Source organism: Streptococcus mitis (assembly GCF_946190335.1).
In the GTDB taxonomy this organism is placed as follows: Bacteria; Bacillota; Bacilli; order Lactobacillales; family Streptococcaceae; genus Streptococcus; species Streptococcus mitis_CH.
The window spans coordinates 95001-108891 of sequence record NZ_CAMHZN010000005.1 but is presented as its reverse complement, the minus strand read 5'-3'; the positions used below and the strand labels follow the sequence as shown (position 1 = coordinate 108891).

The 13891-nt window shown below is 41.3% G+C and carries 17 protein-coding genes; 2 read left to right on the top strand and 15 right to left on the bottom strand.

Going from position 1 to position 13891, the window contains the following annotated elements; genetic code table 11:
- Positions 1 to 2: 2 nt before the first annotated feature.
- Positions 3 to 1052 carry an ABC transporter permease gene (locus N8O43_RS08065; protein ID WP_261089986.1) on the bottom strand — a complete coding sequence of 350 codons (1050 nt, stop codon included), beginning with the start codon at positions 1050 to 1052 and terminating at the stop codon, positions 3 to 5.
- On the bottom strand, positions 1049 to 1780 hold the full coding sequence (locus tag N8O43_RS08060; protein WP_261089987.1) for an ABC transporter ATP-binding protein: 732 nt from the start codon (positions 1778 to 1780) through the stop codon (positions 1049 to 1051). The genes N8O43_RS08065 and N8O43_RS08060 overlap by 4 nt, the downstream gene beginning before the upstream one ends.
- Before the next feature lie 67 nt (positions 1781 to 1847).
- Between N8O43_RS08060 and N8O43_RS08055 the strand changes: the two genes are divergently transcribed.
- Together N8O43_RS08055 and N8O43_RS08050 are read left to right on the top strand one after the other, a co-directional pair.
- Positions 1848 to 2258 (top strand): HIT family protein, encoded by a 411-nt coding sequence (locus N8O43_RS08055; protein ID WP_001278317.1) that lies wholly within the window; start codon positions 1848 to 1850, stop codon positions 2256 to 2258.
- 9 nt (positions 2259 to 2267) lie between these two features.
- Positions 2268 to 2555, top strand: coding sequence for a hypothetical protein (locus tag N8O43_RS08050; RefSeq protein WP_000777754.1), 288 nt, complete (start codon positions 2268 to 2270; stop codon positions 2553 to 2555).
- Between the two features lie 24 nt (positions 2556 to 2579).
- On the opposite strand, the gene dnaJ is transcribed toward N8O43_RS08050, so the two are convergent.
- The 13 genes from dnaJ to N8O43_RS07985 form a co-directional block, all read right to left on the bottom strand.
- Positions 2580 to 3716: a molecular chaperone DnaJ gene (gene dnaJ, locus N8O43_RS08045; RefSeq protein WP_261089988.1), complete on the bottom strand. Its 1137-nt coding sequence runs from the start codon at positions 3714 to 3716 to the stop codon at positions 2580 to 2582.
- Positions 3717 to 3875: 159 nt separating this feature from the next.
- Positions 3876 to 4508, bottom strand: a complete 633-nt coding sequence (locus N8O43_RS08040; RefSeq protein ID WP_261089989.1) for a DJ-1/PfpI family protein — start codon at positions 4506 to 4508, stop codon at positions 3876 to 3878.
- Positions 4509 to 4723: 215 nt separating this feature from the next.
- A complete protein-coding gene (gene dnaK / locus N8O43_RS08035) occupies positions 4724 to 6547 on the bottom strand; it encodes a molecular chaperone DnaK (protein WP_064276242.1) in 1824 nt (607 codons plus the stop codon).
- A gap of 27 nt (positions 6548 to 6574) precedes the next feature.
- Positions 6575 to 6841: a hypothetical protein gene (locus N8O43_RS08030; protein ID WP_224219132.1), complete on the bottom strand. Its 267-nt coding sequence runs from the start codon at positions 6839 to 6841 to the stop codon at positions 6575 to 6577.
- A gap of 13 nt (positions 6842 to 6854) precedes the next feature.
- Positions 6855 to 7379: a nucleotide exchange factor GrpE gene (gene grpE / locus N8O43_RS08025; protein WP_000046038.1), complete on the bottom strand. Its 525-nt coding sequence runs from the start codon at positions 7377 to 7379 to the stop codon at positions 6855 to 6857.
- Positions 7380 to 7405: 26 nt separating this feature from the next.
- The gene (gene hrcA, locus N8O43_RS08020; protein ID WP_000255759.1) at positions 7406 to 8440 is read right to left on the bottom strand and encodes a heat-inducible transcriptional repressor HrcA; all 1035 of its coding nucleotides are present in this window, start codon (positions 8438 to 8440) and stop codon (positions 7406 to 7408) included.
- A 160-nt stretch (positions 8441 to 8600) separates the two neighbouring features.
- Positions 8601 to 9113 carry a DUF2812 domain-containing protein gene (locus N8O43_RS08015; RefSeq protein ID WP_261089990.1) on the bottom strand — a complete coding sequence of 171 codons (513 nt, stop codon included), beginning with the start codon at positions 9111 to 9113 and terminating at the stop codon, positions 8601 to 8603.
- Between the two features lie 34 nt (positions 9114 to 9147).
- The gene (locus N8O43_RS08010; RefSeq protein WP_261090044.1) at positions 9148 to 9723 is read right to left on the bottom strand and encodes a DUF2812 domain-containing protein; all 576 of its coding nucleotides are present in this window, start codon (positions 9721 to 9723) and stop codon (positions 9148 to 9150) included.
- Positions 9723 to 10043, bottom strand: coding sequence for a PadR family transcriptional regulator (locus tag N8O43_RS08005; RefSeq protein ID WP_261089991.1), 321 nt, complete (start codon positions 10041 to 10043; stop codon positions 9723 to 9725). Before N8O43_RS08005 ends, N8O43_RS08010 begins: the two co-directional genes overlap by 1 nt.
- Before the next feature lie 113 nt (positions 10044 to 10156).
- On the bottom strand, positions 10157 to 11503 hold the full coding sequence (gene glnA, locus N8O43_RS08000) for a type I glutamate--ammonia ligase (protein WP_049501990.1): 1347 nt from the start codon (positions 11501 to 11503) through the stop codon (positions 10157 to 10159).
- Positions 11504 to 11539: 36 nt separating this feature from the next.
- On the bottom strand, positions 11540 to 11896 hold the full coding sequence (gene glnR / locus N8O43_RS07995) for a transcriptional repressor GlnR (protein ID WP_261089992.1): 357 nt from the start codon (positions 11894 to 11896) through the stop codon (positions 11540 to 11542).
- A gap of 76 nt (positions 11897 to 11972) precedes the next feature.
- Complete coding sequence (locus tag N8O43_RS07990) at positions 11973 to 12500, bottom strand: FUSC family protein (protein ID WP_000119915.1); 528 nt, start codon at positions 12498 to 12500, stop codon at positions 11973 to 11975.
- 135 nt (positions 12501 to 12635) lie between these two features.
- Entirely contained in the window at positions 12636 to 13835 is a 1200-nt protein-coding gene (locus N8O43_RS07985) for a phosphoglycerate kinase (protein WP_261029911.1), read from the bottom strand.
- Positions 13836 to 13891 lie beyond the last annotated feature (56 nt).

The window sequence follows — 13891 nt, the reverse complement described above, 5'->3', positions numbered from 1 at the left end:
TGTTAGTCCTGCATCTGACGTTTTACCTGATAAGGTAGGTACAAGACTAGTAAAACCAAACCTGCACCCATCAAGGCTAGAAGGGCTAGTTTTTCTTGGAAGGTAATCAACCCAACAACTAATTCCACTACTAAGACCAAACTGGTCAATCCTCTGACCACTGCCTGCAAGCCTTTTTCCTTTTTCCCCTTGTCCAATGGAAAGAGTTGGGTCAAGTACTGGTAGTCAAAGGCATGATAGAGGGCCAGTAACTGGAAGAGCAGGAGGTAGTTAAAGAGAACCACCACCGCTGTCGCAATCCAAGCTTGCTCGATAAAGACCTGCGCCAGAACGGAAAGCAAGAGAAGACGGAGACTGAGGGCAAAGAGATCTCCATTTCGCAGATAAGAACGCAGATAGAGATTTTGCCAAATCTTCCCAGGCACCTTCTGAACAGCCTTTAGGATAAAGTCCAGATAGGCACGACGCTTGACGCTGTTTGAAATTCCCTTGACATGGGTAAAGAGGGCAAAGAAACGAAGCAAGACTTGCTTACGCTTGCTTTCTTGGGAAATGACATAGTCCCAGTCCAGTCCAGTTTCAGTGAAAAATTTGTTGGCCTTTTGACGAAAGAGGAAATATTTACCTACTCCCAATAAAAGCACATAGACCAGAAAAACAGGCAAGCCATAGCCCATTGCCAAAAATAAAGGAGCAAATAACAGCAAGAAAAGGGTCTGCACAAAGAGCCAAAAGACTAGGGAAATGCCAGTTTGACGCTTGAGATGGAGTTTGATTTCCTCTTCTCCGACCAAGAGAAAGAGCTTGTCTGGAGCCTCCATATAGGTGGCAATTCCTCCCCAAAGCAACAGTAAAACAGACGTAATTCCTACAAACAAAAGGATAGGCCAATGATTTTCAGGAAAATGTTGTAAGAGTTGACTGTACTGGTAGGCTAAAAAGCCCAGCAGGACAAGCAGGAACAAGACAAAGTGGTCATTGAGAACATAGCGCAGATAACCGACACACTCCTTACGAAAAGCCTGCTTTCTCTTTAAAAACAAGTCTTTCATAGCTCCTCCTCTTTGGTCAGAGCCAAGTAAATATCATTCAAACTAGCCTCAGACATATCAAAGGCTTCGCGCAGTTGCAGAAGATTTCCCTTAGCACGCACCTCACCCTTGTGGAGAATGACAAAGGCATCACACATCTTCTCCGCCGAATCCAGCACGTGAGTACTCATGAGAATGGACTTGCCCTTTTGCTTTTCCACTTCCAAAAGCTGAATCAAGTCAGAAATAGCCAGCGGATCAAGACCAAGGAAGGGCTCATCCACGATAAAGAGACTCGGATCCACCACAAAAGCACAGATAATCATGACCTTTTGCTTCATCCCTTTTGAAAAATGAACAGGGAACCAGTCCAATTTCTGGTCCAGACGGAACATTTTTAACAAGGGCTCTACTCTCTCAAAAGCCACTTTCTGCTCAATACCATAAGCCATGGCAACCGTTTCGATATGCTCTCTGAGGGTCAATTCCTCATACAAGCTAGGTGTCTCAGGAATGTAGCCAATTTGCTTGCGGTAGCTCGTTGCATCTTCTTGCAGGGTCAAGCCATTGATATTGATAGAACCGCTATAAGGTGTCAACAAACCGATAATCTCATTGATCGTCGTCGATTTACCAGCACCATTGAGGCCAATCAGACCGACCAGCTGCCCACTTTCAACAGTAAAGGACACATCTTTCAAGACAGGGACATGGACATAGCCACCTGTCAGGTTTTTAATTTCTAACATATTTTCTCCAAATCTGGTATAATGTAGCTATATTATATCAAAATTCAATACAGTAGAGGTAGATTTTATGTCAGATTGCATTTTTTGTAAAATCATCGCAGGGGAAATTCCTGCTTCAAAAGTATATGAAGATGAGCAGGTTCTTGCCTTTCTTGATATCTCTCAAGTGACACCAGGGCACACCTTGGTCGTGCCAAAGGAACACTATCGCAATCTTTTAGAAATGGATGCTACTAGCGCCAGCCAACTCTTTGCCCAAGTACCAAAAGTAGCTCAAAAAGTCATGAAAGCTACCAAGGCTGCTGGCATGAATATCATTGCCAACTGTGAAGAAATCGCAGGACAAACAGTCTTTCATACCCACGTTCACCTCGTACCTCGCTACAGTGCGGACGATGACCTCAAGATTGATTTTATCGCCCACGAACCAGACTTTGACAAACTTGCTCAAGTCGCTGAAACCATCAAAAACGCCTAAGGAGTTGCTATGAAATTATCCAATCTACTGCTATTTGCAGGAGCTGCAGCTGGAAGTTATCTGGTCACAAAAAATCGTCAAACCATCACAGATGAAGTCTTGAATACCACTGACCGCGTTCAAGCTATCAAGGACGATGTGGATATTATCCAAAACAGCCTACAAATCATCGACCAACAAAAAGAACTCATCAAGGAATATCAAGAAGACCTGACTTACAAGTTTAAGGTCTTGGAAAAAGATATCCAGACTAGACTAGCTGTGATAAAAGAAACACAGGAAATCGAAGATAAGTAAAAGAGCCACTCGGCTCTTTTTACTTTATTCTCCTTCAAAGGCATCTTTAATATGGTCAAAAAAGCCTTTTTTCTTTGGATTAACTTTTAAATCACCTGCAGCTGCGAATTCTTTCAAGGCTGCTTTTTGGCGTTCGTTCAAGCCTATCGGTGTTACGACATTAACGGTAACATATTGGTCACCAACTGCACCACCACGAAGACTCGGAGCTCCCTTACCACGTAGACGGAATTTCTTACCAGTCTGAGTTCCCTCTGGGATAACCAATTCAACATCACCATGAACAGTTGGGATATCAACGGTATCACCAAGAGCTGCTTGGACAAAGTTGAGATTGAGATTGTAGAAGATAGTCGTTCCTTCACGTTCAAATTTGTCGCTAGCTTCCACAGAAACTACTACATACAAGTCACCATAAGGTCCACCGTTAAAGCCTGCTTCACCTTGGCCTGCTAGGCGAATTTGTTGACCAGTTTCCACACCAGCAGGGATTTTGACATGTACACTATGGGCTTGTTTTTCATGACCTGTTCCGTGACAAGTTGTACATGGATCTTTGATTTCTTTTCCGCGACCATGACAGACATCACAGGTTACTTGACGACGCATCATACCAAGAGGAGTTTGTGTATCAACGTTAATGACACCAGCTCCATGACAGCGTCCACAAGTGACTGGACTTGTTCCTGGTTTAGCACCTGAGCCATTACATGTACTACAGCTTGCTTCACGATTGTACTTAACCTCTTTTTCAGCTCCAAAAATAGCTTCTTCAAAGGTCAAATTCACACGGTATTGGAGGTCATCCCCCTGACGAGGAGCATTTGGATTGCGTGAAGCACCGCCTCCTCCGAAGAAACTTGAGAAGATATCTTCAAAACCACCGAAGCCTCCTGCCCCATCGAAACCGCCGAAACCACCAGCTCCACCAAAACCACCGTTGGCTCCAGCAGCACCGTATTGGTCATAGGCAGAACGTTTTTGGTCGTCACTCAAAGTCTCATAAGCTTCCTGAACTTCCTTGTACTTTTCCTCAGCACCAGGCTCCTTATTGATATCTGGGTGATATTTTTTCGAAAGCTTACGATAAGCCTTTTTGATCTCGTCTGCAGAAGCGTTTTTGGACACCCCCAGACGATCATAAAATTCAGTATTGTTCATAATTCAAGATACAAAGGGCGTCAAACGGACACAGCCAAAATAGGGGTTTTGACGACGGACGCTTGCGTCCTAGAAAAAACTATCTTTTTGGCACAGTCCGTAGCCCGTGTTCAATTCCCTGAACACCCTTATTCCTTTCTATAATTTTCATGTAAATCTTTAGAGGCTGTTTTCTATACTCTGCTTCACTTGATTAAACTCTTCATCTGATAGAGTAAATATCAAATCCTCTTCAGCATACTCGTTCTGTTCTTTAAAATAGTTGTCCGTATTCTCTGCCAACCCTAAACCGAAAATCACTTTTCTTGCAAACTCTTGATGTGCAAAACCGATAGCCGTAATGATTTGTTTATCTTGGACAAGAACTTTCGGTTGGAAATTCTCACGTGGAAGAAATTCAAAATAGTCAAAGAAGTTTTGCCAAATTCCACCTGTAAATTTCGTGTCGTTCAACAAGCCTGCTTTCGCCAATAAAAGAGGCGCTGAAGAAATAGCTGCAATTAGGATATCTTGCTCATTAAGACTTCTCAAAAACGAGATCAATTTCTCATCTTGTAGAGCAGGACCTATATTTACCATTCCTGGCAAAATCACACAAGAATACTCTTCTATACGTACTTGACCCAATGTTTTCGTGGGTTGACAGGGCAAACCATCCTCAGAGACCACCATCGAATTCTCAGAAGCTACATAATCAATCGTGATATCAAAAGACAGGGCTAAAGTACTTGTTAAAGTGGTTATCTCATAAAGAGAAAAATTAGGATAAATGACACAAAGTACTTTTTTCATACGCAACATCCTCTATTTTATCGAAAAACAGAGGCTGGGTTGCAACCTCTGGATTTCTTCCTATCATTACGTCGTTCGAGTTTTAAAAATCAAACTAGTAATGCTAAATCGAGCACTCCCTAACCTCTTGGTGAAAAAGACAAATCTTCCTAGAAACTAAAGTTTCTGCGTCAGATTTCCTATTTTCACTGTGAGGTTTTAACGGGCTTTGCATCTTATTTTTCCGTAAACTCTCCGTCTACGACGTCATCGCCTGCATTTCCTGTTGCTTGTGCACCTTCTGCTCCTGCTTGAGCTTGTTGTGCTGCTGCGGCTTGTTCGTAGAGTTTGACAGCAAGTCCTTGAGCTTTTTCGTTCAATACTTCAAGTTTTGCTTTCATATCTTCCAAGTTGTTGTCTTCTTGCGCTTTCTTAAGGTCATCAAGGGCAGCTTGGGCAGCGTCACGTTCTGCGTCGAAGCCTTTGCCTTCAGTTTCCTTGATTGTCTTTTCAGTCGCAAAGATTGCTTGGTCTACTTCGTTACGAAGGTCAACTTCTTCTTTACGTTTCTTATCTGCTTCAGCGTTAGCTTCTGCATCTTTCATCATGCGGTCAATTTCTTCGTCAGTCAAGCCTGAGTTTGATTGGATGACAATTGTTTGTTCTTTTTGAGTTCCAAGGTCTTTGGCCTTAACAGACACGATACCGTTCTTGTCGATGTCAAATGTTACTTCGATTTGAGGAATTCCACGAGGTGCAGCTGGGATATCTGTCAATTGGAAACGTCCAAGAGTCTTGTTATCTGCTGCCATTGGGCGTTCACCTTGAAGAACATGGATATCAACGGCTGGTTGGTTGTCTGCTGCTGTTGAGAAGACTTGTGATTTAGATGTTGGAATTGTTGTGTTACGGTCGATGAGTTTTGTGAAGACACCACCCATTGTTTCGATACCGAGTGACAATGGTGTTACGTCAAGAAGGACAACGTCTTTGACATCACCAGTAATGACACCACCTTGGATTGCAGCACCCATAGCAACTACTTCGTCAGGGTTTACTGATTTGTTTGGTTCTTTACCAGTTTCAGCTTTAACAGCTTCTACAACGGCTGGGATACGAGTTGAACCACCAACAAGGATAACTTCGTCGATTTCTGACAAGCTCAAACCTGCATCTGAAAGGGCTTGACGAACTGGAACTTTTGTACGTTCTACAAGGTCACGAGTCAAATCGTCAAATTTAGCACGAGTCAAAGTCATTTCCAAGTGAAGAGGTCCAGCCTCACCTGCAGTGATAAATGGCAAGCTGATTTGAGTTGAAGTTACACCAGAAAGGTCTTTCTTCGCTTTTTCAGCTGCATCTTTCAAACGTTGCATTGCCATCTTGTCAGTAGACAAGTCAATACCGTTTTCTTTCTTGAATTCTGCTACCAAGTGGTCAATGATTTTTTGGTCAAAGTCGTCACCACCAAGTTTGTTATCCCCTGCAGTTGACAATACATCGAAGACACCGTCACCCAATTCAAGGATAGAGACGTCGAATGTACCACCACCAAGGTCGAATACCAAGATTTTTTCTTCTTTATCAGTCTTGTCCAAACCGTAAGCAAGAGCGGCTGCAGTTGGTTCGTTGACAATACGTTCTACTTCAAGACCAGCGATTTTACCAGCGTCTTTAGTTGCTTGACGTTGAGCATCGTTAAAGTAAGCTGGAACTGTAATAACTGCTTTCGTTACTTTTTCGCCAAGGTAGTCTTCAGCATAACCTTTCAAATATTGAAGAATCATTGCTGAGATTTCTTGTGGAGTGTATTCTTTTCCGTTAGCAGAAACTTTTTCAGAAGTTCCCATCTTAGATTTGATAGAGATAACTGTATCTGGGTTTGTAACTGCTTGACGTTTTGCAGCATCACCAACGATGATTTCGCCGTTTTTGAATGAGACTACAGATGGAGTTGTGCGGTTTCCTTCTGGGTTTGCGATGATTTTGCTTTCAGTTCCTTCAAGAACTGCAACTGCTGAGTTTGTTGTACCTAAGTCAATACCGATAATTTTGCTCATTATTTTTTCCTCACTTTGATTTATTTATTATTTTTCACTATACATTTTAAATTCTTCTGGAAATTCCAAATTAATAAACTCATTCCAAAAACCATCTGGAACTCCAATATCGTTTAACAACTCATCTTTATTATCTTCTGAGTTATTATTTTCAATTCCATAAAAGCTTAACACTTCATCACCATAAAGGTTTCTAAAGCCATCCCAATCAATATTGTTTCCATTCCAGCCATGACGATCGTCTTGCTCAACAAATTCTTGTATCTGTTCTAAAAAATCTTTATAATTAAACATTCTGTCCTCTTTCCTAATTATAAACCACTACCATGGCTGGGCGTAGGATGCGGTCATGGAGTTTGTAGCCTTTTTGGAAAACTTGGGCGATGGTATCTGCTGGGTGTTCATCGTCTGCTGGGAGAGTTTGGATGGCCATATGGTAGTTATGGTCAAATTCACCGTCAGCTGCGATTTCTTCGATTCCTTCTTCTTTCAAAGCATGAATCAAGCTTTCTTGCACCATTTCCAAGCCCTTCTTCACATCATCTGTCAAGCCTTCAACTGCGAGTGCACGCTCAAGGTTATCCAAAGAAGGAAGAATCGCTTTTGCCAAGTCCTGGCTACGATAACGTTGCAAGTTTTGACGTTCTTCATTGGCACGGCGTTGGATATTTTGCATTTCTGCATGAGCGCGAAGGTATTTGTTTTCGAACTCATCTGCACGTTCATTTGCCAAGTCCAACTCAGATTTCTCAGGAGTTGTTTCTTCTACCGTTTCCACAACTTCCTCTTCTTGAACTTCTTCTACTTCTTCATTTTTTATATCTTGGGCCATTTTCGCCTCCTTTAATGATTTCAATCTTAATGTACTTCGTAATGATTACTGCTGAGGTAGCGGTAAAAATCTGTCAACTTCATGGTCAAAACACGGTTGACTACGTTGACTTGGTTGATTAGCTGCTGATAATCCAGATTAACAGGACCGATAATTGCTAGAATTCCAACTCCCCGATAAGGAATGAGAAACTTGCTACTAATCACCGCTAGGTCTGCTAGACAGGACTCTTGACTGTCTGCAACACGGACATTTTGCATCTGATCTTCACGCAACCCCTCACGAATCTCCAGAGCTACCTTTTGCGGTTGATCAAAGAACTGATAAGCTGCCAGATTAGCAAAATTCAAGAGATTGACCTTGCCCGCCACCACGATGTTTTCGTTGAACATTTCCTTAAAAATGTGTTCAAAGAGATCAATCACATTATCCGTCGTTGTAAAGTAACGCTGGATAATCTGCGGAATCTCCGTCCGAATCTTGTAGTGAATATCTAGAACGGTGTGGCCGAGGAAACGTTCCTGAATGATGCTCTTCAGTTTCAGCAAATCCTCCTGCAAAAAGTTCCTTGGAATCAGAAACTGACTGGTAACCGTTCGTGACTCGTCTAGGGTAAATACTGCCAAGGCTGTATGTTGCCCCAAAACAACGATATCAAAAGCTGTCAAACGTTGCCTGCTGGGCTCAACATCCAGTGCCACTACCGTACAGCCACTCAGGTCTGTCAGTAGATTAGCAGCCTCTTGCAGAATATCCTCCAATTTGAAGAATTCCTGATCAAAGGCTTTGACAATCTCATAAACCTCATTTTCAGCCAGTCGGTCAAAATCCAGTGAGTGTTTCACATAGTACTGAAAACCAGCAACACTTGGCATCCGACCACTTGAAGTATGAGCCTTCTCAAGCAAACCTTGCTTTTCTAGAGCCGCCATGTCATTACGAATGGTTGCACTGCTAGAGTTAATAGACTCTTGCAAGGCTTTGGATCCGACAGGTTCGTGCGTTTTGGTAAAGATGTCAATAATCAGATTTAAAATATCCTGCTGACGCTCTGTAACCACCTCATCACTCCTCTCTGTCTGATCGATTAGCACTTGATACACTCAAGTGCTAACTTATGATTCTATTATACACCCTTAAAAGAGAATGTCAAGATAAAAACTCAAAAAATTAGCACTCTTTTACCAAGAGTGCTAAAAATCAGTCTGAAGACCTAGAACCTTACTGTTTATCTACTCGGTATACCCTTTTAAGTCTAAAATAACCAAGAATTAAATAAGAAATCAGAAAAGCATATAAAAGAAAAATAACGAAGAAAGACATAGAAAGATCTTCTCTAAACGAACTCATACAAACAACAAGACCGCCTGAGAAAGCAACTGTACATGAACGAAGTCTATTTCGCATAACTTCCCATCTGAGCCCCGTACTCATATAGACTTGATCCTCTGAAAGTATATCATAAGCTGGTTTACGAAGAATCGAACAAGAACCTGCTCCTATCAATTCCCAACCTCTATTTCTAAAATCTTGCAGTTCATGCTTATATTTTTTAAGAAATCTAGAATCATAGATACAGTAGATGACATCGTCTGGTTGACATTGGTCAAAATAGAACAAACCAAAACGACTAGTTCTATACCTCCAACCTTTCAAATGCATCTCATGTAAATATTCTTCTTCCTTGTCCAAATCAACAATGGTGAAAATCCGAAATTGTACTTTGCTATTCATTACCTTACCTCCAAATCAGAAAACATACATAGTTTTATTTGTCAGATAATTCTTTCCATTTTTGAAACAATCTCCAAAAAATATAAGAAATCTGAATCGCATGGACTATCAATAAAACACCATCTATTATAACAATCAAAAACATTTTCCAACTGAAAGAACTACCTCCAGTGACAATCTTTGTGAAAACCGGTAGTAGAGCTAAAAAGAGAAGCAAAATAGGAAGCATCCGCCTCGTTAAAATCCGTTTCACCATAGCTAACTTCCCAGCCGCGTCATTATAAATTTCAAACTCGGCATCCGACTCAATTCCAGAATGAAGCTTTCTAAAGTAGGAAAACCCATTAAAGTCTGTAATATGCTCCCAGCCACAGTCTTTAAACAATTGTAAATAGGAGGCTCTCTCTGATTTTTTCATAGGATAAAAGTCCAACTGATAAGACACCTGCTCCGGTTGGCACTTTTCAAAAGTATACTTAACCGCAACTACTAAGTTAGAGTAGGTTACTTCCTTGAGTTTCCAGCCCTCAGCATGCATTTTTCTAAGATATAAAGCCTCTCTATCATAATCCGCAATGGTAGCAATTCTATAAACAACCTTCTTTTCCATCATCTTCCCTCCAGGCTGTTTCTATAGAGCCGTTCAATACGCTTCAATTCAATCTCCAAAACTTTTCGTCCCAAGTCTGTAATCTGATAGATTTTCCGTTTTTCCTCTTCTCGGACAAAGGAAATCAAACCATCCTTTTCCATCTTTGACAAGGTTCCATACATAGTCCCAGGACTAATCGAAACTTGCGAATCTGTCATCTCCTTGACTTTTTGCGTAATATTATAACCATGACCTTCCTTTTGCAGACAGAACAAGATATAAAAACCCGTTTCCGTCATCGGAAGATAAACTCGACGAATCTTATCCGTTAATTCCATTTATAGCTACCTCCTATCCAGTTCGATATATCGCACTTCGTTATATAAAATATATCACACCTCGATATAAAACACAAGAAAAAAGATCACCCTCAGGCAATCTTTCTTCTATATTAGTAAAGGTCTAAATAATTATCAATTTCCCATTGTGAAACGAAGGTTGCATAACTTGCCCATTCGATTCGCTTGGCTTCAAGGAAACTAGTATAGATATGTTCTCCGAGAGCCGCTATGACAACTTCATCTTCTGTCAAAGCTTTCAAAGCGTTGTGAAGGGTTGATGGAAGGTCTGTAATACCAGCTTCCTTACGCTCTTCTGCTGTCATGATGTAGATATTTTCTTCGATAGGAGCTGGTGCTTCGATTTTATTTTCAATACCATGCAAACCAACTTCCAAAAGAACAGCCATAGCGATATATGGGTTTGCCATCGGGTCCACTGAACGCAACTCAAGACGAGTTCCCATACCACGTGAAGCAGGCACGCGCACAAGTGGCGAACGGTTACGACCAGCCCAAGCAATGTAAACAGGTGCTTCATAACCTGGAACCAAACGTTTGTATGAGTTAACCGTTGGGTTCATGATGGCAGTATAGTTATAGGCATGCTTAATCAAACCGCCAAGGAAATGGTAAGCCGTTTCTGACAACTGCATTCCTTTTGGATCATTTGGATCAAAGAAGGCATTGTTTCCTTCTGCATCAAACAAGGACATATTACAGTGCATACCTGATCCGGCAATACCAAATTTTGGTTTAGCCATAAAGGTTGCGTAAAGGCCATGTTTGCGAGCAATGGTTTTAACAACGAGTTTAAAGATTTGAATCTTATCACAAGCACGGAGAACTTCATCGTACTTGAAGTCAATCTCATGTTGTCCAACCGCAACCTCGTGGTGACTCGCTTCTACTTCAAATCCCATTTTGGTCAAGACATTGACAATCTCACGACGTGTGTTGTCTGCAAGGTCAGTAGGCGCTAAATCAAAGTAGCCACCCTTGTCATTTACTTCAAGTGTTGGATCCCCATTTTCATCCAGTTTAAATAGGAAGAATTCTGGCTCTGGCCCAAGGTTGAAGGATTTGAATCCCACTTCTTCCATGTGACGAAGAGCACGTTTCAAATTACCACGAGGATCCCCTGCAAATGGCTCACCTTCTGTTGTATAGACATCACAGATCAAACCTGCAACACTTCCATTTTCATCTCCCCACGGGAAGACTGTCCATGTATCCAAGTCTGGGTACAAGTACATATCCGACTCATTGATACGTACAAAACCTTCGATAGAAGATCCATCAAACATAGCCTTATTTGACAAGACTTTATCTAACTGTTCATCTGTAGCAGGAATTTCGACGTTTTTCATGGTTCCCAAAATATCTGAGAACATGAGACGGATAAAGGTAACATTTTTTTCCTTGACTTCACGACGAATATCTGCAGCTGTGATTGGCATGAGTTTTCTCCTTAATGTATGACTACTTGCGGTTGGCTAACCGCGACCAAAAGGTGATCGTACCGAAGCAAAGCGACCCTGTTGGAGGAGTTCATTGTGAAGTGCACGACGCACCTCAGTCTGACTCACCGCTTTCTTGGATTTCGCTTCACGTTCAGCATATTTTTTCTTAATAGCAGCGATATTATAACCTTCAGAGATATAATCTTTGATTTCAAGCAGACGATCCATGTCATTCAAGGAATACATGCGACGGTTCCCTTCGTTTCGATCAGGCCTAATCAACTCTTGATCTTCATAATAACGAATCTGACGCGCCGATAGATCGGTCAACTTCATAACACTGCCGATAGGAAAAACAGCCATATTTCGGCGAAATTCTTTTTCCTTCATTTACAATTTCCTTCTTTCTGTCTATTATAGTCTAAAAAAAGACAAACGTCAATTGATAATGTTATAAAATGTAACATTATTTTTCTTTTTTCTCTAAAAAGAGCCGAATACGATCAATATCGTAATTTACGAGAATTGCGACAAAAACTCCCATGAAAGTTTCTGATACACGCGCAAATACGTACAAAATTGTCTCTCCACTCGGGATCGATAGGGTAATGATTAACATAGCTGCTACACCACCAATAACCCCTGCTTTGTTATTCATGGCTACATTTGTCATAATGGTTAACATGGTACAAATCGGAACAACAACCAAGGTTACCCAAAAGGCTTCGTGGAAAAAGGTATTTAATAGGAAGAAGACTAGGGCATAGAGACCACCGATACTATTTCCTAGAATACGCGAAGTCCCAAAATGGACACTCTTATCAAAACTCTCCCTCAGGCTAAAAACGGCTGTCAAAGCACCGATTTGAAGACCTTTCCAGCCAAAAAAGCCAAAAATCAAGAGAACTAGAAAAACAGCAATACCTGTTTTAAAGGTTCGCATACCAAGTTTGAACTGGGATTTATCGAATTTATATTTTTTAAAATAACTCATAATCTCAACTTTCTATTTCCATTTTATCATAAATCTGCTGATTTTATTATGAATAGTTGAGAGGAAGCGTTTTTATTTTAAGCAAAAGAAAAGAGGAACTTTCATCCCTCTCTTCTTTGATTTATTTATAAAATCTTATTTTTCTGTCAAGGCTGCAAGTCCTGGAAGAACTTTACCTTCAAGAAGTTCCATTGATGCTCCACCACCAGTAGAGATCCATGAGAATTTGTCTGCACGGCCAAGGTTAATCGCTGCGGCAGCTGAGTCACCACCACCGATGATTGATTTAACGCCTGGTTGTTTCACGATAGCGTCCATGACACCGATTGTACCAGCTTGGAAGTCTGGGTTTTCAAATACACCCATAGGTCCGTTCCATACAACTGTTTTCGCACCAGTCAAAGCTTCGTCAAATTTAGCGATAGATTTTGGACCGATGTCAAGACCAAGGAAGCCTTCAGAAACTGCTTCACCTTCAGTGTCACGCACTTCAGTGTAACCAGCAAATGCGTTAGCTTCTTTTGAGTCAACTGGCAAGATCAATTTACCGTTTGCTTTTTCAAGAAGAGCTTTCGCAACATCCAATTTGTCTTCTTCTACAAGTGAGTTACCGATTTCGATACCTTGTGCTTTGTAGAATGTGTACGTCATACCACCACCGATAAGAACTTTATCAGCTTTTTCAAGCAAGTTTTCGATAACACCGATCTTGTCTGAAACTTTTGAACCACCAAGGATAGCCACAAATGGACGTTCTGGAGTTTCAACTGCTTCTTGGATGTAGGCAATTTCGTTTTCAAGAAGGAAACCAGCAACTGCTTTTTCAACGTTTGCTGAGATACCAACGTTAGATGCGTGTGCACGGTGAGCTGTACCGAATGCATCGTTTACGAAGATACCATCTCCAAGTGATGCCCAATATTTACCAAGTTCAGGATCGTTTTTAGATTCTTTCTTGCCGTCAACATCTTCGTAACGAGTGTTTTCAACCAAGAGAACTTGTCCATCTTCAAGAGCGTTGATAGCTGCTTCCAATTCAGCACCACGAGTGACACCTGGAAGGAAAGCAACGTCTTGACCCAATTTAGCTGCCAAGTCAGCAGCTACAGGAGCAAGTGATTTACCAGCTTTGTCTGCTTCTTCTTTTACACGGCCAAGGTGAGAGAAGAGGATAGCACGTCCACCTTGTTCAAGGATGTACTTGATAGTTGGAAGAGCTGCAGTGATACGGTTGTCGTTGGTAATCACGCCATCTTTTACAGGTACGTTGAAGTCAACACGAACGAGGACTTTTTTACCTTTCAAGTCAACGTCTTTAACAGTAAGTTTTGCCATGTTACAAAAACCCCTTTATTTATTTTATTCGAAACTATTATATCACACTTTGGAAA